The organism is Nonomuraea rhodomycinica (assembly GCF_013363995.1).
Lineage (GTDB): Bacteria > Actinomycetota > Actinomycetes > Streptosporangiales > Streptosporangiaceae > Nonomuraea > Nonomuraea rhodomycinica.
In genome coordinates this window covers 89760-112698 of record NZ_JABWGO010000014.1, presented here as the reverse complement: position 1 = coordinate 112698, position 22939 = coordinate 89760, and the positions used below count along the sequence as shown (strand labels likewise).

The 22939-nt window shown below is 73.0% G+C and carries 20 protein-coding genes; 11 read left to right on the top strand and 9 right to left on the bottom strand.

Annotated elements, in window-relative coordinates; all coding sequences use genetic code 11:
* The 3 genes from HT134_RS39145 to HT134_RS39135 all read left to right on the top strand — a co-directional run bounded on the left by HT134_RS39145 (position 1) and on the right by HT134_RS39135 (position 2143).
* Positions 1–393 (top strand): hypothetical protein, encoded by a 393-nt coding sequence (locus HT134_RS39145; RefSeq protein ID WP_175605544.1) that lies wholly within the window; start codon positions 1–3, stop codon positions 391–393.
* Complete coding sequence (locus HT134_RS39140) at positions 390–1352, top strand: NAD-dependent epimerase/dehydratase family protein (RefSeq protein ID WP_175605543.1); 963 nt, start codon at positions 390–392, stop codon at positions 1350–1352. The genes HT134_RS39145 and HT134_RS39140 overlap by 4 nt, the downstream gene beginning before the upstream one ends.
* Positions 1353–1462: 110 nt before the next feature.
* The gene (locus tag HT134_RS39135) at positions 1463–2143 is read left to right on the top strand and encodes a hypothetical protein (RefSeq protein WP_175605542.1); all 681 of its coding nucleotides are present in this window, start codon (positions 1463–1465) and stop codon (positions 2141–2143) included.
* Positions 2144–2171: 28 nt separating this feature from the next.
* On the opposite strand, the gene HT134_RS39130 is transcribed toward HT134_RS39135, so the two are convergent.
* Positions 2172–3170, bottom strand: a complete 999-nt coding sequence (locus HT134_RS39130) for an SDR family NAD(P)-dependent oxidoreductase (RefSeq protein ID WP_175605541.1) — start codon at positions 3168–3170, stop codon at positions 2172–2174.
* Positions 3171–3249: 79 nt separating this feature from the next.
* Here HT134_RS39130 and HT134_RS39125 point away from each other — a divergent pair, with 79 nt between their 5' ends.
* The gene (locus HT134_RS39125; RefSeq protein WP_175605540.1) at positions 3250–3852 is read left to right on the top strand and encodes a TetR/AcrR family transcriptional regulator; all 603 of its coding nucleotides are present in this window, start codon (positions 3250–3252) and stop codon (positions 3850–3852) included.
* A gap of 48 nt (positions 3853–3900) precedes the next feature.
* On the opposite strand, the gene HT134_RS39120 is transcribed toward HT134_RS39125, so the two are convergent.
* Positions 3901–4629 carry a GntR family transcriptional regulator gene (locus tag HT134_RS39120; RefSeq protein ID WP_175605539.1) on the bottom strand — a complete coding sequence of 243 codons (729 nt, stop codon included), beginning with the start codon at positions 4627–4629 and terminating at the stop codon, positions 3901–3903.
* A 212-nt stretch (positions 4630–4841) separates the two neighbouring features.
* Between HT134_RS39120 and HT134_RS39115 the strand changes: the two genes are divergently transcribed.
* From HT134_RS39115 to HT134_RS39095, 5 genes are read left to right on the top strand one after another with little or no spacing between them, the layout of a single operon-like run.
* A complete protein-coding gene (locus HT134_RS39115) occupies positions 4842–5882 on the top strand; it encodes an ABC transporter substrate-binding protein (protein ID WP_312888759.1) in 1041 nt (346 codons plus the stop codon).
* Positions 5882–6694 (top strand): ABC transporter permease, encoded by an 813-nt coding sequence (locus HT134_RS39110; protein WP_175605537.1) that lies wholly within the window; start codon positions 5882–5884, stop codon positions 6692–6694. The genes HT134_RS39115 and HT134_RS39110 overlap by 1 nt, the downstream gene beginning before the upstream one ends.
* A 10-nt stretch (positions 6695–6704) precedes the next feature.
* Positions 6705–7565: an ABC transporter permease gene (locus tag HT134_RS39105; RefSeq protein ID WP_175605536.1), complete on the top strand. Its 861-nt coding sequence runs from the start codon at positions 6705–6707 to the stop codon at positions 7563–7565.
* Entirely contained in the window at positions 7549–8628 is a 1080-nt protein-coding gene (locus tag HT134_RS39100) for an ABC transporter ATP-binding protein (RefSeq protein WP_175605535.1), read from the top strand. Before HT134_RS39105 ends, HT134_RS39100 begins: the two co-directional genes overlap by 17 nt.
* Complete coding sequence (locus HT134_RS39095) at positions 8618–9277, top strand: HAD family hydrolase (protein ID WP_312888758.1); 660 nt, start codon at positions 8618–8620, stop codon at positions 9275–9277. The genes HT134_RS39100 and HT134_RS39095 overlap by 11 nt, the downstream gene beginning before the upstream one ends.
* On the opposite strand, the gene HT134_RS39090 is transcribed toward HT134_RS39095, so the two are convergent.
* From HT134_RS39090 to HT134_RS39060, 7 genes are all read right to left on the bottom strand, one after another.
* Entirely contained in the window at positions 9266–10417 is a 1152-nt protein-coding gene (locus HT134_RS39090) for an alcohol dehydrogenase catalytic domain-containing protein (protein ID WP_175605534.1), read from the bottom strand. The two genes, HT134_RS39095 and HT134_RS39090, sit on opposite strands and share 12 nt — an antisense overlap.
* Positions 10417–11283: a DMT family transporter gene (locus tag HT134_RS39085; protein WP_312888757.1), complete on the bottom strand. Its 867-nt coding sequence runs from the start codon at positions 11281–11283 to the stop codon at positions 10417–10419. The genes HT134_RS39090 and HT134_RS39085 overlap by 1 nt, the downstream gene beginning before the upstream one ends.
* A gap of 218 nt (positions 11284–11501) precedes the next feature.
* On the bottom strand, positions 11502–12113 hold the full coding sequence (locus HT134_RS39080) for a glycerol-3-phosphate responsive antiterminator (RefSeq protein ID WP_175605533.1): 612 nt from the start codon (positions 12111–12113) through the stop codon (positions 11502–11504).
* Between the two features lie 9 nt (positions 12114–12122).
* Positions 12123–13673: an FAD-binding oxidoreductase gene (locus tag HT134_RS39075; RefSeq protein ID WP_175605532.1), complete on the bottom strand. Its 1551-nt coding sequence runs from the start codon at positions 13671–13673 to the stop codon at positions 12123–12125.
* Positions 13670–15343, bottom strand: coding sequence for a glycerol-3-phosphate dehydrogenase/oxidase (locus HT134_RS39070; protein WP_175605531.1), 1674 nt, complete (start codon positions 15341–15343; stop codon positions 13670–13672). Before HT134_RS39070 ends, HT134_RS39075 begins: the two co-directional genes overlap by 4 nt.
* The gene (locus HT134_RS39065; protein ID WP_175605530.1) at positions 15340–16893 is read right to left on the bottom strand and encodes an FGGY family carbohydrate kinase; all 1554 of its coding nucleotides are present in this window, start codon (positions 16891–16893) and stop codon (positions 15340–15342) included. The genes HT134_RS39070 and HT134_RS39065 overlap by 4 nt, the downstream gene beginning before the upstream one ends.
* Positions 16894–16959: 66 nt before the next feature.
* Positions 16960–18396, bottom strand: coding sequence for an MFS transporter (locus HT134_RS39060; protein WP_175605529.1), 1437 nt, complete (start codon positions 18394–18396; stop codon positions 16960–16962).
* Between the two features lie 216 nt (positions 18397–18612).
* On the opposite strand from HT134_RS39060, the gene HT134_RS39055 reads away from it, so the two are divergent.
* Positions 18613–21102, top strand: coding sequence for a glycoside hydrolase family 5 protein (locus HT134_RS39055; RefSeq protein WP_175605528.1), 2490 nt, complete (start codon positions 18613–18615; stop codon positions 21100–21102).
* 103 nt (positions 21103–21205) lie between these two features.
* Positions 21206–22816, top strand: a complete 1611-nt coding sequence (locus HT134_RS39050; RefSeq protein WP_175605527.1) for a membrane dipeptidase — start codon at positions 21206–21208, stop codon at positions 22814–22816.
* The last annotated feature ends 123 nt before the right edge of the window (positions 22817–22939 follow it).

The window sequence follows — 22939 nt, the reverse complement described above, 5'->3', positions numbered from 1 at the left end:
GTGGGCATCCTCATCAGGACCGCCCTCGTGCTGGCCGCGGCGTCGATGCTGGTCACCGGCGTGTGGGCGCGGGTCGCCCCGGCCGGGTTCGCCGCCTGGGCCGGCTGGCCGAACCACGTGCACTTCCTGCACGACGCCGGGGTGTTCCAGATCGGCATCGGGCTGATGCTGGTGTGCGCGCTGCGCTGGCGTGACGTCGTCACCCTGGTGCTGGCGGGGTTCGTGTTCACGAACACCTTCCACGCGGTCAACCACGCGACCGACCTCGACCTCGGCGGTCGCGCCTCCGATCCCTGGCTGCTGCTGGCGTTCTCCCTGGTGGGGACGGCCGGGCTGGTGGCCAGGCTGCGCGTGCTGTCCGCCCGACGGGCCCGTCAGGAGGTGGGGGCGTGAACGTGCTGCTCGCCGGCGCGACCGGCACCCTGGGCTCGATCCTCGTACGCCGGCTGCTGGCCGCCGGTCATCAGGTGTGCGGGATCACCAGATCCGCCGCCGGCGCCCGGCGGCTCGCCGACGCGGGCGCCACCGCCGTGGTCGCGGACGTGATGGACCGCGACGCGCTCCTGACCGCGCTCGACGGCCTGCGGGCGGACGCGGTCGTGCACCAGGCCACCGCGATCACCGGCCTCCCGCTCTTCCACCGGGCCCTGTACGCCACCGACGCCCTGCGCGAGCGCGGCACCGCGCACCTCGTCGAGGCCGCCGGGCTCGTCGGGGCCGGCAGGTTCCTCACGCAGTCGTTCTTCCTCGGGTACGGCTACCGCGACCACGGCGAGGCCCTGGTGACCGAGGACCGCCCCTTCGCCGAGCCCGGCCAGGGCGCCTTCGACCCGCACATGCGCGCGATGCGCGCCAACGAGGAGCAGGTCTTCGCGATCGGCGGCGTCTCCCTGCGCTACGGCATGTTCTACGGCCCGGAGCCGGCCACCGCGAACCTGCTGAGGATGGCCGGCAAGCGCATGCTTCCCGTCCCCCGCCCGGCGAGCACCGTCTCGCTCGTCCACGTCGAGGACGCCGCCGCCGCGACGGTCGCGGCCCTGGAACGCGGCCGGCCGGGCCGCGCCTACAACGTCGCCGACGACCATCCGGTCCGCTTCGACGAGTACGTCCGGGCGCTGGCGCGCGCGGCCGGCGGTCCCGCCCCGCTGACGGTGCCCGGCGGGCTGCTGCGCGTCACGCCGTACCTGCACGCCCTCATGGTGGGCACCCGGCTGCGGCTGAGCACCGCCCTGGCCAGGAGCGAGCTGGGCTGGACGCCCGCCTACCCGTCCTACCGGGAAGGGCTGGCCTGCCTGGGGGATCTCCTTCTGGGCAGGCCGGGCGGACGTCAGACGCCGAACGGCGCCGCATAGTCGCTGAGCCGGCACTGGCCGGCCAACTCGCGGCCCTTGCCGTCCTGTGCGCGGATGTCGCCCGTCCGCAGGGTGGAGCACCGCTATGAGCACCTCGATGCCCTGGCGGGGTGGCGGACGCGCTCACCGGGTTCGGCGCGCTGAGCCTGGTGGGACGCTACCTGGGCAACATCACGAGGGACTTCGCCTCCTTCGGCGGACGGCTCGGCTGGACCCTGGCCAACGCCGCCGCCTTCGCGGTGTGGGCGGTGATCGCGGCGAAGGCGTTCAGGACGGGCGAACCGCCGCGCTGGATCAGGCCCGAGGCCGCCGGCAGATGGGGACGTGTCGCCACGATAGGGGCGGTGCTGTGCCCGCTCCCGTACGCGCTGTACCGGCTGACCTGGCTGACCCCGTGGCCCACCGACTCCGACGTCACCGGGCCGCTCAGGGCCGACACCCGGCTGCAGGGGCTGCTGCTCGCCTTCGCCGCGCTGGCGGGCGCCGTGCTGACCCTCGGGCTGATCAGCAGGTGGGGCGAGGTGTTCCCGCGCTGGGTGCCGATCGTCCACGGGCGCGCTGTCCCGGTACGGCTGCCGGTCGTCGCCGGAGGGGCGGTCGCGGGCATCTGCTGCCTGGCCTCGCCGGGGCTCGTGATCGACTCCGTCGTGCGCGGCCAGCCCGGCGCGCTGCTGCTCTGGCCGTATCCGCTGTGGGGGGCGCTGCTCGCCGCGGCGGTGGTGGCCTACTGGCTGCGCCGTCGGTCCGCGCCGGGAGGCCTCCGCGTCGCACCTTCCGGACCGCGTTGCTGAGGACGCGGTCCGGGCCGGCGCCGTCGGGTCAGGTGGAGGCGTCGGCCGCCGGGCGTCCCTGGTCCAGCAGGGTGTTGATCATCTCCTGCAGCCGGTCGCGCCCGACGGCGCCGAGCGCGCCGGTCAGGGCCTGGGCGAGCTTGTCGAACGGGTCGTCCGTCGGCAGCTCGGGCACCTGCTCGGCCAGTTCGGTCACGCTCCACAGCCCGTCCTTGTGCACGTGGCCGCCGACGGACCAGCCGTGGTTGACGGCGACCGTCCCGCCTCGTACCGACAGGACCTGGCCGGTGAGCGGGCAGGCCGCGCCGGCCAGGTAGGCGGCCACGGGCGCGCAGGCGGCCGGGTGCAGCGGGTCGAACCGGCCCGCCGGCGGCTCCTGGCTCATGCCGGGAACGGCGAGGGTGAGGCGGGTACGGGCCATCGAGGGGGAGATGCAGTTGACCCGCACGCCGTACCGGCCGAGTTCGAGGGCGGCCACGACGGTCAGCGCGGCCACCCCGGCGTTGCCCGCCGCGTAGGACGCCTGCGCCGGCAGCGGGTTGAGCAGGCCGGAGCCGGAGGAGGTGTTGACCACGGCGCGGTCGGCGCGGACCCCCGCCTCGTAGCGGTCGCGCCAGTGGCGGGCCGCCCAGCGCGTCACCGCGAAGGTGCCCTTGAGCTTGACGGCCACGACGTCGTCGAAGTCCTCCTCCGGCAGGTCGATCAGGCCCCGGTTGCGTTCGATCGTCGCGTTGTTGACCACCACGTGCAGGTCGCCGAAGGACTCCAGGGCCGTCTCCACCATCCGGCGGGCGCCGTGCCGGTCGGCGACGCTGTCGGTGTTGGCCACCGCCTGCCCGCCGCGCGCGGTGATCTCCTCGACCACCTTGGCGGCCACGCCCGCGTCGCCGCCCGTGCCGTCGACGGCGACGCCGGGGTCGTTGACGACGACCTTGGCGCCCTCGGCGGCGAAGAACAGGGCCTCCTCCCGGCCGATCCCGCGCCCTGCTCCGGTGATGAGGGCGACGCGCCCGTCCAGGCTTCCCATGGCAGGCCTCCAGATTGGTGCAGTGAGTGTAGTGATTCACAGTATGCATCAATTCAGGAGATGCAGTAAGATCGCCGGTGTGGCGGAGAAGCAAGGACTGCGAGAGCGCAAGAAGCAGCGCACCCGGCAGGCGCTGATCGACGCGGCGGTGCGCCTGTTCGAGGACAAGGGCTACGACCAGGTGACGGTGGCCGAGATCGCCGACGCCGCCGAGGTCTCCCCGCGCACCTTCTTCCTCCACTTCCAGACCAAGGAGGACGTGCTGCTGGCCAACGCCGACGTACGCGTCGACCTGGCGCTGCGGGCGATCGCCGGGCGCGACCCCGGGGAACGGCTGCCCGACCTGGTGGTGCGGGCGATGGAGCAGATGATCGCCGACACCTGGGACCACGACCTGGCCGACGGGCTCGCGGTGCTTCGGGCCCGGCTGGCCGCCTCGGTGCCGGCGCTGCAGGCGCGGCTGCTGCAGCGCTACCTCACCGCGCAGGCCGAGCTGGCCGTGGCCCTGCAGCGGGCCTTCCCCGACAGGCTCGACACGATCACCGCCTCCGCCCTGGTCGGTGCGATGGTGGGCGCGGTCAGCGCGGCCGCGCTGACCGCGCTGCGCCGCGGTGACGGTCCCGACGAGGTGCGCGACGCCATGCGCCGGGCCCTGGCCCTGGTGGCGCGGGGCGTCGGCTGAGCGGGCGCCGGCCAGAGATCGATCCTCGGGCGGTGACCGGCGGGCCGGTCAGAGCGCGAGCCGGGTCAGGGGGTTGGCGCCGATGGAGTTGCGGATGCTGAAGGCGACGCTGCCGGCCCGGTAGCGGTCGTCCGACCACTCCACCGGACGCCCTTCCTGGGTGGTGGTGATCCTGCGCTGGCGCAGCAGCGGGCTGCCGCGCCGCACGCCGAGCAGGCGGGCGTCCTCGCTGCCCGCCGCGACCGCGTCGATGAGGTGCTCGCCGTAGGCGAAGACCAGGCCGACCTTGTCGTACAGCGCCTGGGTGACCGACTCGCAGTCGGGCGGCAGCTCTTCGACGGCGGACGCGATCCAGGAGGCGTAGACGGTCCGCTCCAGGAGCACGGGCTCGCCCTCCAGCGTGCGCAGCCTGAGCACCTCCAGCACCTCGGCGGTGCCGAGCCTGGCCGACTCGGCCGCTCCGGCCGGGCGCCGGCGCTGGGCGAGCACCTCGCCGCCCACCGCGTGGCCCTTGGATCTGGCCCACTGGGCGAAGCTGTGCAGTTCGGCGAAGCTCTGGCTGCGTTCGCCGCCCAGCACGATGCGCCGCGCCCCCTGCCGCGAGCCGATCAGTCCTTCGGCGGCCAGGATCGCCACGGCCTGCCGCACGGTGCCACGGGCGGCCGCATGGCGCGCAGCGAGCTCGGCCTCCGAGGGCAGCTGCGAGCCCACCGGGTGAACGCCGGTCAGGATCGCCTCACGCAGCTCAGCGGCGATCTGTTCATAGCGCGCGGCCATTCCCGATTTCTCCTGTTCATGAAAGAGCAATGTTCATGCGACTAAGTAGGTCTGGCCTTGTCTGTACAAGTTCCCCTACCTTTAGCCACACCCCAGAGAGTGGAGGCGACGTGTCCACACCTCGCATCGCAGGCTTGATCGCAGCTCTAACGGTAGTGACCGCGGCGTGCGGCGCCGCCCCGACCACCCGGACCCAGACGACGACAGGTGGGGTGAACGCCGCGACGGCGACCTCCGCCGCCGACTTCGGGGGGCTGGACAAGCTCGTCGAGGCGGCCAAGAAGGAGGGCAAGCTGCACGTCATCGCCCTGCCGCCGGATTGGGCGAACTACGGCGAGATCATCAAGAAGTTCCAGGAGAAGTACGGCATCTCGATCGAGAGCGAGAACCCCGACGCCTCCAGCGCGGACGAGATCAACGCGGTGAAGACCCGCAAGGGCCAGGACCGCGCGCCCGACGTGCTGGACGTCGGCCAGGCGTTCGGTTTCAGCGGCGCCAAGGAGGGCCTGTACGCGGCCTACAAGGTGCAGAGCTGGGACAAGATCCCCGAGGGTCAGAAGGATCCGAACGGCCTGTGGGTCAACGACTACGGCGGCTACGTCTCCATCGGCTGCGACGCCAAGAAGATCGCCACGTGTCCGAAGACCTTCGCCGACCTGCTCAAGCCCGAGTACAAGGGCAAGGTCGCGTTGAACGGCAACCCGAACAAGTCCGGCTCGGCCTTCGCCGGGGTGTGGGCGGCCTCGCTGGCCGACGGCGGCTCCTTCGACGACATCGGTCCGGGCGTGCGGTTCTTCAAGAAGCTGAAGGAGGCCGGCAACTACAATCCCGTCGAGTCCACGCCGGCCACGGTCGAGAAGGGCGAGACGCCCATCAGCATCGACTGGGACTACCTGAACGCCGGATACCGCGAGCAGTTCCTGCCCAAGGGCCTCGACTTCCAGGTGGCGGTGCCGGCCGACGGCAGCTACGCCCAGTACTACGTGCAGGCCATCAACAAGGACGCCCCGCACCCCGCGGCCGCGCGGCTGTGGATGGAGTTCCTCTACAGCGCCGAGGGGCAGAACCTGTGGCTCAAGGGCGGCGCCCGACCCGTGCTGATGCCCGCGATGGTCGCCGACGGCACCATCGACAAGGCGCTGGCCGAGAAGCTGCCGCCGGTCCAGGGTGAGCCGAAATTCCCGACCGAGGCACAGGTCGACAAGGCCAAGGACGACCTGGCCAAGACCTGGGACGCGGCTGTGGCGGGCTGATGACGCGCATGCTCGGCGCGCTGCCGCTGCTCGCCTTCGTCGCGCTCGCCTTCGGCATCCCCGCCGTCGCCATGGTGGCGGGGGCCTTCACGGTGGAGGGTTCGCCGGGGTTCGGCAACCTGGCGCTCACCCTGCGGGGCGGTTACCTGCTCGCGCTCGGCAACAGCGTGAAGCTGTCGGCCGTGGTGGCGGTGCTGGGCGCGGTGCTCGGCACCTTCCTCGCCCAGGCCGTGGTGACCTCCCGCTCCCGGGCGCTGCGCGAGGCCGTGCTGACCGCCTCGGGCGTGCTGGCCAACTTCGGCGGGGTGCCGCTGGCCTTCTTCTGGGTGGCCACGCTCGGCAACTCGGGGGTGGTCAGCCGCCTGCTGGGCCTGCCGTCCGGCGCGCTGTTCACCTTCTGGGGGCTGGCGGTGGTCTACCTGTACTTCTCCGTGCCGCTCATGGTGCTGGTCATCGCGCCCGCCCTGGACGGCCTGCGCCCGCAGTGGCGCGAGGCGGCCGCCAACAACGGCGCCACGCCATGGCAGTACTGGCGGTACGTGGCGCTGCCGGTGCTCACCCCCGGCCTGCTCGGCGGCGTGGTGCTGCTGTTCGGCGCGGCGTTCGCCGCCTACGCCACCGCCTCGGCGATGGGCGCCGGCACCGTGCTGCCGCTGGTCACCCTGAAGATCGCCGCCGCTCTGTCCGGTGACGTGCAGACCGGCTTCGAGAACGTCGGCCTGGCGCTGAGCCTGGACATGGTCGTGGTGGCCGCGCTGGTCATGGCGGTGTACCTGCCGCTGCAGAGAAGGAGTACCCGATGGCTGCGGTGAGGTGGAGGTCATGACCGCGCTCGCGCCGGTCGCGCCGGTGCCCGACAGCGTGCCGGTCGAGCCGCGCCGCCGGGGCAGGCCGCGCCTGTGGCGGGCGGTCGTGCTCGCGCCGGCCGCCCTGTACTTCCTGGTGCCGCTCGCCGCGTCGTTCTGGTACACGGTCCACAACGAGGCCACCGGCCTGTCCTTCGCCCCGTACGCGGAGCTGTGGACGGCGGAGGGCTTCCTGACGAGCCTGCTGCTGTCGTTCGGGCTGGCCCTGGCCACCATCGTGCTGGTGCTGCTGCTGACGCTGCCCGCCATGATCACGATCCGGTTGTCCGCGCCGCGGCTGCGCGCCGTCATGGAGGTGATCTGCACGCTGCCGCTGGTGGTGCCGCCGATCACGCTGGTGGCCGGGGTCGGCAAGTCGCTCCAGGTCGGCGGCGAGGTATTGGCGCCCACCCCGTTCTGGGCGACGCTGATCGCGCTGCAGGACCAGGACTTCCCGCTGGTGCTGGTGTTCGTCTACGTCGTCCTGGTCCTGCCGTTCGTCTACCGCTCCCTCGACGCGGGGCTGCGCACGATGGACGTGCGGACGCTGGTCGAGGCGGCGCGCAACCTGGGGGCGTCGTGGCCGCACGTGATGCTCAGGGTGGTCGTGCCCAATCTGCGCTCGGCGCTGGCCAGCGCCGCGTTCCTCACGCTCGCCCTGGTCCTGGGCGAGTACACCGTGGCCGGCATCCTCGGCTACCAGCCGTTCGCGGTCTGGATCGTCACGATCTCGGGCGCCAAGGGCCAACTGTCGGTCGCCGCCTCGGTGCTCAGCCTCCTGCTCACCTGGCTGCTGCTGCTCACTATCTCGGGAGGAAGCCGTGACCGCTCGGCTTGAGTTCCAGGGCCTGCGCCGGGCCTTCGGCAAGACGGTCGCCCTGGACGGCCTCGACCTCACCGTCGAGCCGGGCGAGCTGGTCGCCCTGCTCGGCCCGTCGGGCTGCGGCAAGACGACCGCGCTGCGCTGCGTGGCCGGGTTCGAGCGCCCGGACCGGGGCGCGGTGCTGGTGGACGGCAAGGACATCACGGGCGTGCCGGCCAACAAGCGCGACGCGGGCATGGTGTTCCAGTCGTACTCGTTGTTCCCCAACCTCAACGTGGCCGAGAACGTCTCCTTCGGCCTGCGGGTCCGCAAGACGCCGCCGGCCGAGCGCCGCCGGCGCGCGTTCGAGCTGCTCGAGCTGGTCGGCCTGCCCGCGCACGCCGACCGCTACCCGCACCAGCTGTCGGGCGGCCAGCAGCAGCGCGTCGCCCTGGCGCGCGCGCTGGCGCTCTCGCCGCGGCTGCTGCTGCTCGACGAGCCGCTGTCCGCGCTGGACGCCAAGGTCCGCGTCGCCCTCAGGGAGGAGATCCGCCGCCTGCAGCTCGACCTGGGCATCACCACGATCTTCGTGACGCACGACCAGGAGGAGGCGCTGTCGATCGCCGACCGGGTCGCCGTGCTGCGTGACGGGCGGCTGGAGCAGTGCGGCGCGCCGGCGGAGGTCTACGACCGGCCCGCCACGCCGTTCGTCGCCGAGTTCGTCGGCACCATGAACCGTCTTCCGGGACGTGTCTCGGGCGAGCGGGTGACGGTGTTCGGTCAGCTCCTGCCGGTCGACGGGGCCGCGCGGGGCGCCGACGTGGACGTCCTCGTCCGGCCCGAGGCCGTGCTCGTCACCCCCGCCGAGGACGGGCCGGCCCAGGTGATCGCCGCCTCCTTCCGCGGCGCGTCGGTGAGGCTGCGGGTGTCGGTGGAGGGCGGCGAGGTCCTCGCCGACGTCCCCGGCCACGAGGCGGCCCGGCTGGCGCCGGGCGCGCGCGTGAGCGTCCGCCTGGTCGAACGCCCCGTCCTGGTGGCGCCGCGCGGCAGCGGGACGCCGTCGCCGGCCCCCGCGAAGGATCCCGCCGGTGCCGTCTGACGCCACCCCGCGCTCCGTCCTGGCCTTCGAGGCGGTCCTGTTCGACATGGACGGCACGCTCGTCGACACCGAGGGGCTGTGGTGGCAGGCCGCGGCCGAGGTCGCCGCCTCGCTCGGGCGGGCGCTGGGCCCCGCGGACGTGCCGCACGTGCGCGGCCGGACGGTGGAGGACACGGCCGCCCACCTGACGGCGGCGGCCGGCCGGGCCGCCCCCGGCCGGGCGGCGGCTGACCAGGGCACGGTCGGCGTGGTGGCCGGGCGGCTCACCGAGGCGTTCGCGGCCCGCATCGGGCAGGGGGTGCGCGTCGTGCGCGGCGCCACCGAGCTGCTGCGGGCGCTCACCGCCGAGGCCGTGCCGACCGCGCTGGTCAGCGCCTCGCCGCGGTCGATCGTGGAGCTCGTGCTGCCCTGGCTCGATCACCGGTTCGGCGCCGTCGTGGCCGCCGAGGACAGCCCGCGCGGCAAGCCGCACCCGGACCCGTACCTGAGGGCCGCCCGTCTGCTGGGGGCCGATCCGCGGCGCTGCGTCGCCGTGGAGGACAGCCCCACGGGGATCGCGGCCGCCACCGCCGCGGGGTGTCACGTGCTGGTCGTGCAGGACGAGGTGCCCTCGTGGAGTTCGCTGTCGGCCTACCGGTCACCGTCGTGACTCCTCCCCGGCGAGGTCCCGGGGGGCCTGGTCCTCGCCGAACACGATGACCTGCCGGACGGCGTTCCCGTCGGCGAGCTGGTCCATCGCCTCGTTCACGGCGGACAGGCCGATCCTGGCCGACACGAGCGCGTCCACCGGCAGCCTGCCGTCGCGCCACATCCGGGCGAAGACGGGGATGTCGCGGGCGGGCACGGCCGAGCCGAGATAGCTTCCGACGATGGTCCGTCCCTCCGCCACGAGCTGGAGCGGCGAGATCGACGCCCGGGCGTGCGGCGCGGGAAGCCCGACGGTGACGGTGCGGCCGCCGGGAGCGGTCGCGGCGACCGCGCTCTCGAAGGCGCGGGTGTTGCCGGCCGCTTCGATGACGACCGGCGCCCTGATCTGGAGGTCGGCGACCTCGGCGGGGCTGTAGGTGGCGTGGGCGCCCAGCTTCCGCGCGGCGACGAGCTTGTCCGGGTTGCCGTCGACGCCGACGACCGTGACGCCGTCGAGGGCGAGGGCGGTGATCAGCGCGGCCATGCCGACACCGCCCAGCCCGACGACCATCACCGTCTGACCGGCGGCGGGCGCGCCGACGTTGAGGACCGCGCCGCCGCCGGTGAGCACGGCGCAGCCGAGGACCGCGGCGACCTCCGCGGGGATGTCGTCGCCCACCGGGACGACCGAGTGCCGGTCCACGACCGCGTGGGTGGCGAAGGCCGAGACGCCCAGATGATGCGCGACGTCGGCGCCGTCACGGTGCAGGCGGATGCCGCCGGTCAGCAACGTTCCCCGGTTGTTGGCCGCGCTTCCCGGGACGCAGGGCGTCACACCGCCGGTGGCGCAGCCCGGGCAGGCCCCGCAGCGGGGCAGGAACGTCATCACGACCCGCCGGCCGATCGTGATGTCCTCGACGCCGGCGCCGACCTGCTCCACCACGCCGGCCGCCTCGTGCCCCAGGAGCATGGGGACGGGCCGCGCCCGGTTGCCGTCGACGACCGACAGGTCGGAGTGGCACACCCCGGCCGCCTCCACCCTGACGAGCAGCTCGCCGGGACCGGGCGGGTCCAGGTCGAGCTCGCAGATCGACAGCGGCCGGGACTCGGCGTACGGGCGTGCCCGGCCGATCTCCTCGAGGACGGCTCCACGGATTCTCATCACGTCACCTCTTCGGAGGCTCGCGAGGCCGTCTTCGCGATCGGCTCTCGCGCGCCGTTGTTGGCGAGCAGGACACCGGCGCCGCCGAGGGCGAGCCCGGCGACGGCGAGCGGGTGCAGCGACTGGCCGGCCAGGAGCCAGGCCAGCACCGCCGTCACCGAGGGGGTCAGGAAGAACACCGTGCTGACCCGGCCGGCGGACGAACGCATCAGCATCCGGTTGAGCAGGATGAACGCCGCGATGGAGTTGACCAGCACCATCCAGGCCACGGACGCGCCGAAGGCCGCCCAGTCCGACACCTTGGGGGTCTCGACCGCCACGCAGACCAGGCCGACCGCGGGGGCGCTGACGAGGAGCTGCACCGCGGTCCCGGTCCGTACGTCCATGCGGGGGACGAACCGCTTCTGGTAGAGGGTGCCGGCGCTCAGCCCGAACAACCCGAGCAGGCACAGCAGCACCCCCCCGGCCGACAGGCTCACCCGGTCGGCCACCGCCAGGACGACACCGGCCGCGCCGAGGGCGAAGCCGAGGCCCTGCCGCCGGGTGACCGGCTCGCCGAGCAGGCGCGTGGCCAGCACGATGACGACGGGGCTGAGCCCCTGCACCAGGGAGACGACCGCGGCGGGAAAGCCCATGCCGAGCGCGGTGTAGAAGCCGCCGAACTGCACGGCCTGGATCAGCAGGCCGGAGACGGCGATGTGCGCCGCGGCCCGTCCGCGCGGCCAGGGCGCGCGGGTGAGCAGGGCGTAGCCGGCGAGCAGCGCCCCGGCCAGGGCGAAACGGGCGAACATCAGCAGCAGCGGGGGAGCGGCCGCGACCCCCGGGATGCCGGCGATGAAGGCGCTGCTCCACAGCACGACGAACACGGCGGGTGCGACCCCCGTCAGCCGCGGGCGACCGCCCGGCCGCTCTCCCGCGGCGGCGGACCTCCTGCCCGAGCGGCCGCGGCGTCGTGGTCCGGGCGGGTGTCCGGAAAGGTCCGGGGTGACCGGCGTCAACGACTCGTCCTTCCGTGAGAGCGCCTGTGAGAGCGCCTGTGTGAACGCACGGGACGGCTGAGGTGTGCCTGACCGGAGGGAGCGGATCAGGAGGCGCGCAGCGCCGAGCGGCGCAGCTCCCACAGGGCCGTGTCGGAGGTGCAGACCCCGGCGGCGCCGTGGCGCAGCGCCTCCACCACGTCCGCCGCCCCCTGGACGAACCCGGCGGCCAGGTACGGCACCCCGAGATCCCTGACCTGCTGCTCCACGTAGCGCAGCACGACCGCGGGCATGAGCTGGACCAGGTCGGGGCGGGACCGGGCGACGCCCTGGAGGCTGCGCTGCAGGTTGGAACGGTCGGTGACGAACACCTTCTGCATGGTCAGCAGGCCCAGGCCGCTCGCCCGTTCGACGATCGCCGCGCGGGTGGAGCAGATCCCGATGGCCCCGATCCCCTGGAGGTAGGCCAGGGCGCCGGGGTCGTGGCCCAGACCGGGCGTCGAGTCCATGTTGACGAACACGAGCTTGCCCGCGGCCAGGGTCCGCCGGACCGTCGCCTCCAGCTCGCCGAGCGGCACCGAGGCGAGGATGCCGAGCGGAGTGGAGGTGGTGGTGAACCGGTCCGCCATCTCCGCACCGACCAGCGACGCCATCACGGGATGCTCGGCGAGCGAGGCCAGCAGGCGCCGGTCCAGGGGACGTTTCGGACGTGGGGTCACCGGTCCACCTTATGCGTCGGCCTGGAACCGGCTGGGCAGCCCCAGCTTCCCCGGGTTCATGATCCCTTCGGGGTCGAGGGCCTGCTTGACCGCTTCGAGGGTGGCGAAGCCGCTGCCCAGCGAGCGTTCGAGGTACGGCGAGCGCAGCAGTCCGACGCCGTGGTGGTGGCTGATCGCGGCGCCGTGCCGGATGAGCACGTCGTTGGCGGCGTCCCAGGCGGCCCGGTACCACTGGCGGCGCTGAGCCCGTTCGACCTCGCCGCGCATCGAGAAGTACAGGCAGGCGCCGTCGGTGTAGGCGTGCGACTGGTGCGCGGAGGCGCGCAGCGTCCCCGGGACGGCCTCGATGGCGGCCACCACCTCGTCGTAGATGGCCGGCAGCGACGACCACGGCGCGGCGATCTCGCAGGTGTCGGCGACGAAGCCGGGGCCCTTGGCGAAGCCGTCGCCGGACTTGCCGACGATCATCCGCTCGTCCAGCCAGCGGGCCAGGACCGCGTCGCCGTCGAGCGTCAGCGCCGCCCGCTCGCCGCACACCTGCTCGACCACCGCCATGGTCGCCTCCACCAGCGCGGGGTCTGCCTCGTCGGCGATGAGCAGCAGGTTGGTGCCCGGCTCGCCGAAGTGGGTGCCGCTCTCGTGGGCGTCGTACAGGCGCAGCACCGCGGGGGTGGCGCCCCGCTGGAGGATCTCCCTGCAGGCGTCGAGCCCCGCGGCGAAGGTGTCGAAGCCGTAGGCGAGCCCGGCCGCGTGGTCGGGCAGCCGGTGGGTGCGCAGCCGCAGCCTGGTGATCACGCCGAGCGTGCCCTCGGAGCCGATGAACAGCTGGCGCAGGTCCGGGCCGACCGCGGCGCGCGGGTAGGTGCCGTAGCTCGCGCTGCTGCCGTCGGGCAGCACCACGTCCAGCCCGACGACCATGTCCTCGATCTTCCCGTACCTGGTGGACAGCTGGCCGGCTCCCCGGCAGGCGGCCCAGCCGCCGACCGTGGAGATGGCGAAGGCGGACGGCCAGTGCCCGGTGGTGGCGCCGTGGGTCTCCTGCAGCTCCTTCTCGAACAGGTCGCCGAACATGCCGGCCTGCACCTCGACGATCATCGACTCGGGGTCGAAGGAGATGATCCGGTTGAGCCGGCACACGTCCAGCACGACGCCGCCGAACACCGGCAGGGCGGCGCCCAGGACGTTGCTGCGGCCGGCCGAGACCGTCAGCGGGATGCCGTGCGCGTGGCAGAGGCGGACGACCGCGGCCACCTGCTCCTCGTCGGCCGCCTCGACGATCACGGCGTCGGGGGTGGCGGGGTGGCCGTCGGTCTCGCCGATGGAGGTGCCCGCCCACCAGTCGCGGGTCCGCGCGATCACCTCGTCCCGTGCGGTGTGCACGGCGGCGGCGATCGCGCGCAGCTCGGCGACGACCGTGCCGGGCACCTCGACCACGGCGCTCTGCAGGCTGGCCGGCCCCGTGCCGGGCGGGCAGTCGGCGGCCCAGCGCGGCGGGGTGGGCGCGCCGACGACGTAGTCGCCCCGGTTGAAGGGGTGGGTGACGGTCTGCCTGCTGATCATGTAAGTGCCTCCATCAGTACGGTCTTCTCGCGGTCGATGCCGCGTACGTAGTCGTCGACCTGCCGGGCGACCTCGTCGTCGGACAGCCCGAGCTCCCGCTGGAGCAGCCGGCCGACCTCCGGGGCCGCCTTGACCGACAGGTCGCGGGCGAACACCCGCATGCGGGTACGGCGCGACAGCACGTCGTCGACGGTCCGGGCCAGCTCGCACCTGGCCGCGTAGACCACCTCGGCCCGCAGGTGCGCGGAGCCCTCGACGATCGGCTCGGCCAGGGAAGGGTCCTGGCCGAGGAGGTCGGTGACGAAGCGGGCCTCGGTTCCGTACCGCTGTCCCAGGTGGGCGCCGAGCCCTCCGGTGGCCGAGGTGGCCTCCGCGTCGTAGCCGGCGCCGCCCAGCAGCGGCAGGCGGGCGGTACGGCATCGGGCCCTGCGGCCGAGCACCTTCAGGGCCGCGTCGACGACGAGTTCGCCCATGTGACGGCTGGTGGTGAGCTTGCCGCCGGTGACGGTGACGAGCCCGTGCGCGTCGGTCGAGACGCGATGGTCGCGGCTCATGTCCAGCGTGGCCCCCTCCTTGCCGCCGACCAGGGGGCGCAGCCCGGCCATCGAGCCGACCACGTCCTCGGGGCCGAGGCCGGCGTCGAAGGCGGTGTTGGCCCCGTCGAGGAGGTACTGCATCTCCTGCCTGGTGCACAGCACCTGCTCCAGGGAGCCGTCGTAGTCGGTGTCGGTCGTCCCGACCACGACCACGTCCCCCCAGCGGGTGCAGGTGGCGCGGCGGGCCCGGCCGGGGATGGGCACGGTCACGGTGCCGTCGATGGGCAGCCGGGTCCACGGCACCACGATGTGCACGCCCTTGGCGGGACGGATCCGGGGCCGGTGGCCGGGGTCGGACAGGGCGTCGAGCGTGTCCGACCAGACGCCGGTGGCGTTGATCACGACGCCCGCCCGCACGTCGATCCGCCTGCCGTCGACCTCCACGCTCGCGCCGCGTACCCTGCCGCCCTCGTGCAGGAGGCCGCGGCAGGCGGCGCCGTTGAGCACGGTCGCCCCGAAGTGCGCCGCGGTCCGGGCGATCGTCAGGGTCAGGCGCGCGTCGTCGGTGCGGCTGTCGTAGTAGAGCAGTCCGCCCTTGAGCTGCTCGGCGCGCAGCCGGGGGGCGCGGGCGAGGACCTCGGGCACGCTGAGCCGCTGGTGCAGCCGGCCGATGCGCCAGCCGCCCGCGAGGTCGTACGTCCACAGCAGGCCCTCGAAGGCCTTGGCGACGCGCGCGTCGAAGACGCCGTCGTGGGCGAGCACGGGGAAGACGAACGGCAGGCGCTGCACCAGGTGCGGCGCGTTGTGGCGGAAGCGCTGCCGCTCCAGCAGCGAGCGCCGCACCAGCGGCAGATTGCCCTGCTCGATGTAGCGCAGGCCGCCGTGCACCATCTTCGACGACTTGGACGACGTGCCGGAGGCGAAGTCGTCTCGTTCCACGAGCGCCACGCTCAGGCCGCGCGTGACGGCGTCCAGCGCCGTGTAGCAGCCGGTGACGCCGCCGCCGACGACGAGCACGTCCACGGGCCGGGTGGCGAGGCGTTCGATCTGCTCCCTGCGGTCGAGGGTGAGCGCGGTACGGCGGATGGCGCTCTTCGTCTCTGACCTCGCCTTGCGTTCGGGAAGCCGGATCACGAGGGTGATTCCTCCTGTGCGTCGGGTCGGGGACCGCCGGGCTCGGCGGTGCCGACGTGGCGAGCCAGCAGCTCGCGCCAGGCGGCGCGGGCCTGCGTGCGCTCGGCCTCGGAAAGGGTGGGTTCGAAGACGGGGGCCTGCTGGAGCCCGGCGACGGCGGCCGAGACGCTCGGCCACAGTCCCGCCCGTACGCCGCCGAGGTAGGCGACGCCGCGCAGGCTGGCGGTCTCGTGGTCGCGGGCGCGTCGTACCGGCCGGCCGATCAGATCGGCCTGGGCGGACATCAGCACGTCGCTGCCGGCCAGCCCGCCGCCGCAGAACAGGTCCGTGACCGGCCCGCCCATGACCTCCTGCACGCCGTCCAGCAGGTCGCACACCGAGTGCGCGAAGCCGTTGAGCACGCCGCGGGCCAGCTCCGCCCGGGTCGTGGACAGGCTGAGCCCGGTGAGGATCCCCGTGGCCTCCGGCGACCAGACGGGTGTGCGCAGGCCCGCCAGTGCGGGCAGGAACATCACCCGGGTCGGCCCGGTGTGCTCGCGGGCCAGTGCGGCGAGCTGGGCCGGCGAGTCGAACAGCCCGATCTGCTCGCACAGCCACCGCATCGCCGACCCGGTCGTCGAGGCGTAGCCCTCCAGGCTGAACACGGATGTGCCCCGCGAGCGCCAGCCGACCAGGGTGAGCACCCCGGGCACCTGGCGGCGGTGGACGGGTGGGCGGTCGCCGGCGACGGCGTCGAGGAACGTTCCGGTCCCGTGGACGGTGGTGGCCTGGCCGGGCCGATGAGCGCCGAGCGCGATCATCGCCGCGTGCTGGTCGCCCATGACGGACAGGATGGGCAGCCGCACGCCGAGGACGGACGGGTCGGTGGCGCCGAAGTCGCCGTCGTCGTCGACGATCTTTGGCAGCACGTCGGGCGGGCAGCCGAGGAAGGAGACCCACGGCTCGTGCCAGTCGCCGGTCCGCAGGTCGTAGGCGCCCGCGGCCACGGCGTTCGTGGCCGACATGACGTGGCGGGCGCCTCCGGTGAGCTTCCAGACCAGCCAGGTGTCGACCGAGCCGAAGGCCAGCCTGCCCGCGCGGTGGGCGCGGCGGGCGGCCGCGTTGCGGGCGATCTCCTCGGCCGCCCACAGCAGCGGCGCCCTGGAGCCGACCGGCCGGCCGGTGTGCTCGACCAGGGGCGCGTCCCACTGCGGCTCCCACTCCCGCAGCCGGGCGGCGTAGCGGCGGTCCTGCCACACCACGGCCTGGGTCAGCGGCGAGCCGGTCACCGTGTCCCACAGCAGCACCGTGGCGCGCTGCGTGGAGATCGACACGCCGGTGATCTCCACCCGGTCCGCGGCCGCCCGGTCCAGCGCCTCACGGCAGACCTCGACGGTGTTCGCCCAGATCTCCGTCGCGTCCTGCTCGACCCGCAGATGGTCGGGTGAGCGGACCGAGAGGGGCAGGTAGGCGGGTGGTGCGGCGCCGCCGTCGTCGAGGACGACGGCGGCCCGGGTGCCCGTGGTGCCCTCATCGATGCTGAGGACGCCTCGGCGGCGTTCCCTTGTCATCCGCGAAGGTCCTTTCCTCGTGTCCGAGCCGGACACCGTTCAGGATCGTGTCCGAGTGGACAGTGCTCAGGCCGAGACCGGGGTGCCCTGCGGGAGGCTGATCGCCTCTTCCTCCAGGTTCACCGCGTCGCGGGTCGGGTCCCACTTGATCGCCACGCAGGTGAGCAGGCCCACCAGCGGCACCACGGACAGGACCATCAGGCTGCCGCCCACTCCGATACCCGCCTGGAGCTGCGGGAACAGGTACAGGCCCGCGACCGATCCGAGGCTGCCGAGCATGCCGGTCACGCCGGTGCCCAGCGTGCGGATGTCGCTGCGGTACGACAGCGCGGCGATCGACTTGCCGTTGGGGCCCGGGCCGGCCGAGTGGAAGAAGATGAACAGCACGGGCAGCAGCGCGGCCAGGCCGATGGGCAGTTGCTTGAACGTCGCGCCCATGACCAGCAGGGCGACGAACACCATGGCGTAGCCGGCCATCGAACTGACCCGCAGGCCGAACCGGCGGCCCGCGTAGGCCGACAGGCAGCCGCCGACGATGCCGACCGCGTTGAAGGCCATGGAGCCGAACGTCGCCGTCTCGAACTGCTTGCCGAACAGCTCCAGGCTGATCACCGGTAGGTACCAGCCGACGGCGAAGTACTGCATGGCCTGGGTCAGGGAGATGACGGTCGACAGCGCGGTCCTGGGCAGGTACGGCTTGCGGAACAGGACGCCCGCGTCCCGCAACCCGACCTGGCGGGAGAGGGCCTGCGTCGGCCCGGTCGGCTCCGGTGCCTCCTGGACGGCGAAGCCGTACATGCGGCGCAGGCTCGCCGCGGACTCGCGCAGCCTGCCCTTGGCGGCCAGCCAGGTGGGGCTCTCGACCAGGAAGACCAGTTGCAGGACGAAGAGGGCGAGCGCGAAGGCGGCCGACGAGCCGACGGACCAGCGCCAGATGTCGGCGCCGACGTCGAACCTGTAGAACAGCAGGGTGAGCAGGAGGTTCGTGGTCGTCGCCGTGTACCAGACGCCCTGCCAGAAGTTGAGCCTGCCCTTGAGGGAGGCGGGGGTGTACTCGGCCAGCAGCGCCATCGCCACCGCGAAGTCGATGCCGTAGGCGACGCCCACCAGGGCCCGCCCGGCGAAGACGGTCTGGAAGTCCGCGCCGGCCGCCGTCAGCAGCGCGCCGATCGCGAAGACGACCTTCGTCATCAGCAGCGGCTTGACCCGGCCGATCCGCGCGGCGAGCCAGCCGCCGAAGGGATTGGAGACGATGGCGATCGCCGGGGCCATCGCGGTGAGCACGCCGACCTGCGTGGGCGACAGGGCCAGCTGCTTGACCATGGGGGCCAGGCCGGCTCCGAGCGCCGCGTTGGAGTAGGCGTCGAGGAACAGTCCCGCCAGGGCGAGGAACCAGATCCAGTTGGCCCTGCCGGTCAGGGTCTTGAGGGTGTCGATGAGGTGGGCAGCGTCGCTGGCGTTGCCGATGACCGTTGTTCTCGTGTGAGCGGAGCCGTCGTACATGCTCAGCCGCCTTTCAGGGGGGTGTTGATCCCTTGCCAGCGGTCCGAGAACGACAAAAAGCACAGACGAAGACCACTGACAGGGATGTCTTCGTCTGTGCCTGTCGGTTGACGGGACGTTATTTGCGGTCTGTCCGTTTTGTCAAGTGGGCCTGCCGCGCTGTTCCGGGACCGGCTCTTCATTTATGAGCGATGCTCATGTATGGTCGCCGACACTATGAGGACCCGTTGGTTGTCGCCGATCGCCGTCGTGGTGCTGGCCGCCGTCATCGCGCTGGGAGCGGTGCTCGACCCGTCCGGGCTGGCCGCGCCCTACACGTGGACGGGCGCCGACCTGCTGCCCGTCGCCGGGCTGTGGCAGCTGGCCGCGACGGTCGTCTACGTGCCGCTGCTGCTGGCGGGGGTCGGGGTGCTGACGTGGGCGGTCGCGCGCGGGCGTGCCCCGCTGCGGACCTCGCTGCTGGTGTGGGGCGCGGTGGTGTGGTCGGCGATGGCGGCCAAGCTGGTGATGTCGCTGGTGATGGCCTTCGGCGATGTGGTCTACCTGGCGTGGTCGACCGGCTTCACCGGCGTCAAGGCGACGGTCTTCGGCCTGCCGGTCCTGGCGGTCACCTGGCTCGCCCAGCTCCTGCGCCGCCGCCGCGCGTCACCCCCTTCGCGCTCGACCGCCCCGCCTCCCGCGCAGCCGGGTGCCGGACCCGCCGCGGCCTCGAAGCCGCTCCTCTCCTCCGCGTCGGGGCCGGGGTGGGTGGCCGCGGGGGTGGCCGTGGCCCTGGGCGCGTCGGTCGGCGGGGTGTGGTGGGGCGGCTCACCCGTCGGGTACGCCATCGGCGACTCCCCGCTGGCCCCGGCGCCCGAGGCGGGACCGCTGGGCTGCCTCGCCGCCGTCACCCTGCTGGGCGTGACGACCTGGGCGCTGAACCGCTGGCTCAGCGCCACCACCTCGCCGCGGGCCCTGGTCGCCGGGGTCTCCGCGCTGGGAGCGGCCGCGACGCTCGGCCTGGTCCAGGTCGCCATCGGCCTGCCCGGCGACCTGGCGGGCGGCGACACGTTCTGGGCGCCGGCGATCCTGCTCCGCCTGGCCCCCGCGCTCTCCCTCGGCGCCCTCCTCGCCCTCGCCACGGCGGCGCTCGTCGCCCTCGTCCCGGCCCGGTGGACCGCCCTCGTCCCGGCGCGGCGCACCGCCCTTCTCCCGGCGCGCAAGGGCAGCGCCCTTCCCGCGCCGATGCCGATGGCGGCCGTCGTGGCCGTCGTGGCCGTGGCGGCGCTGGCCGTACCGCTCCTGCAGCCCGGCACCACCACCGGCGCGCCGGCGCGCACCAAGGGTCTGACGCTCTCGGCCGACCGCAGGATCGTCGACGCCGACGGCAACGAGGTGCTGTTACGCGGCGTGAACGTCAACCAGCTCGAAGACTACTTCCAGAAATTTCCGGACAGGCCGGTGACGCGACCGCTCACCGAGGCCGACTTCGCCGGCATGGAGCGGATGGGCTTCAACGTCATCCGCCTCGCCCTGTCCTGGTCGGCCCTGGAACCCCGGCCCGGCCACTACGACCCCGCCTACCTCGCCAGGATCTCCTGGGCCGTCCGGACCGCGGCCGAGCACGGCCTGCGCACGGTCATCGACATGCATCAGGACGCCTGGGGCAAGGGCGTCGCCGCCGCCCCCGGCACCACCTGCGACGACGGTGTCCCGATGCACGGCTGGGACGGCGCCCCCACCTGGGCCGACCGCTTCGACGGCGCCCCCAGGTGCGAGTTCACCGGACGCGACATCTCTCCGGCCGTCGCCCGCGCCTTCACCAACTTCTACCAGGACAGGGACGGCATCCAGACCCGCCTGGTCGCCGCCTGGGGCATGCTGGCCGAGCGGTTCGCCAACGAGCCCATGGTCGCCGGATACGACCTGCTGAACGAGCCCGGCTTCGGCGAGGCCCCGCCGATCACCTCCGGCGTCCTGCTCGGCCGCTACTACGACCGCGCGATCAAGGCCATCAGGGCGGGGGAGAGGCGCGGCTTCGGCTTCCCGCATCTGGTCTTCTTCGAACCGTCCGTCCTCTGGTCGGGTCTCGGCTTCGAGGTCTCGGTGCCCAAGGACTTCACCGACGACCGGCTGCTCGTCTTCGCCCCCCACCTCTACAACGAGTCGATCACCATCGACCAGGGCACCGGCCTCACCGTCACGAGCATCGAGCGCGGCTTCGACCTGGCGAGCCGGGCGGCGGCGTACTACGGCGCCGGGCTCTGGTCGGGGGAGTGGGGCTGGTTCGGCGACCCCGCCTCGGCCCCGATCGCCACCTACACGGACCAGGAGGATCGGCACCGCATCGGGGGCGCGTTCTGGGTCTGGAAGCAGTCCTGCGGCGACGCCCACGCCGGAGCCGGCGCCGAGACCGGCGGCAACCTCATGATCGAGGACTGTGCCACCGGGAAGGACCTGCCCCCGCCCCCCGAGTACGTCGCCGAGCTCTCACGCCCCTACCCCCGCTCCGCCCCCGGCCGCCTGACCCGCCTCACGTCGGGCCCGGCGAGTCTCACGGCCGAGGGCGAGGGCAGCGGGTGCGGCCTGGACGTCTGGTTCCCCGGCGGCGCCCGGCCGGTCGTTCGTGGCACCGGAGTCACGGGCGTCGCGGCCCGGCAGACCGCGGGCGGCTGGCGCGTCACCGGCTGCACCCGAGGTGCCTACACCCTCACCGCGCACCGCTGAGTCGACCGCGACAGATCATCGCGGGGCATGCGCGTCGGACTTACATCTTGACCGGCGAGTAACAGAGGCGGACCATAAGGCAGCCGATTCGTGAGGTGCGCTCATGTTACGTAACATCTCCAGGATCATCGGGGTGGCCCTGCTGGTCACCCTTCCTCTGGCGGGGACCACCGCCGCCGCCCATGCCGCCCCGGAGTCCGAGGTCGGGGCGGTCGGGCAACCAGCCGGATCCGCGAACCCGGTCCGCGGCCTCGTCGACGCCCACAGCCATCTCATGGCGAACGAGGCGTTCGGCGGCAGCCTGATCTGTGGCAAGCCGTTCGACCTCGACGGCATCGAGCACGCCCTGGTCGACTGCCCCGACCACCAGCCCGACGGATCGCTCGCCTGGTTCGAGAACTTCACCCGCCACGGCACCCCCGTGGGCAAGCACGACCCGGTCGGCTGGCCGACGTTCAAGGACTGGCCGGCCCACGACTCCCTCACCCACCAGCAGGGCTACTACAAGTGGCTCGAACGGGCCTGGCGCGGCGGGCTCCGGATCTTCGTCAACGACCTGGTCGCCAACCGGCAGCTCTGCGAGATCTACCCGCTCAAGCGCAACACCTGCGACGAGATGGCCACGCTCAAGCTGGAGGCACAGCGCACCTTCGAGCTGCAGGACTACATCGACGCCCAGAGCGGCGGCCCGGGCCAGGGCTGGTTCCGGGTGGTGAAGTCGACCGCCGAGGCCAGGCAGGTGATCGCGGCCGGCAAGCTGGCCGTGGTCCTGGGCATCGAGACCTCCGAGCCGTTCGGCTGCCGCCAGACCTGGGGGATCCCGCACTGCACCAAGGCGCAGATCGACCGCGGCCTGGACGAGATGTACCAGATCGGCGTCCGCAGCATGTTCGTCTGCCACAAGTACGACAACGCCCTGTGCGGCGTCCGGTTCGACTCCGGGACCACCGGCGTGATCGTCAACCTCGGCAACTTCCTGGCGAGCGGCTCCTTCTGGAGCGCCAGGACGTGCACGGGACCCGAGCACGACAACACGATCGACCCGGCCGGAGTGCTGCCGCCCGAGCTGGCCAAGTGGCTGCCGGCCGGCGTCGGCCTGCCGGTCTACCCCCCGGCGCCGCACTGCAACACCAGGGGCCTGACCTCGCTGGGCGCCTACATGGTCCAGGGGATGATGAAACGCGGCATGCTCGTCGAGCTCGACCACATGAGCGTCAAGGCCGCCGCCCAGACGCTCGACCTGCTGGAGAGCGCCAAGTACCCCGGCGTCATCTCCTCACACAGCTGGGCGGACCCCGGTTACTTCCGCCGCGTCTACCGGCTCGGCGGCATGGTGACCGCGTACGGCTCGCCCGCCGACTCCTTCACCGCCGGCTGGCGCGCCACGAAGCCGCTGCGCGAGGAGTTCGGTCGCCCCGGCTACGGCTACGGCCTCGACACCAACGGCATGGGCCCGCTCCCCGGACCCCGCCAGGGCAGCGCCGTCACCTATCCGTTCACGTCGCTCGACGGCGCGGTCACCCTCGACCGGCTGCGCACCGGCGACCGCGTCTGGGACGTCAACACCGACGGCGTGGCCCACTACGGGCTGGTGCCCGACTGGATCGAGGACATGCGCAAGTACGCCGGTGACGAGTTCGCCCAGGACATGCTGGCCGGGGCCGAGGCGTACCTGCAGACGTGGGGAGGAGCCGAGGCCCGCAGACAGGCCTGACGTCTGGAGCCCCTGGCCGGCCACTCCTGCGGCGCGCCGGCCAGGGGGCTCGTCTGCTTCCCCGCGCGCACGGCGTCACCGCGGAAACGGATCAGCGAGAACGCGCAGGGTCTCGACCATCGC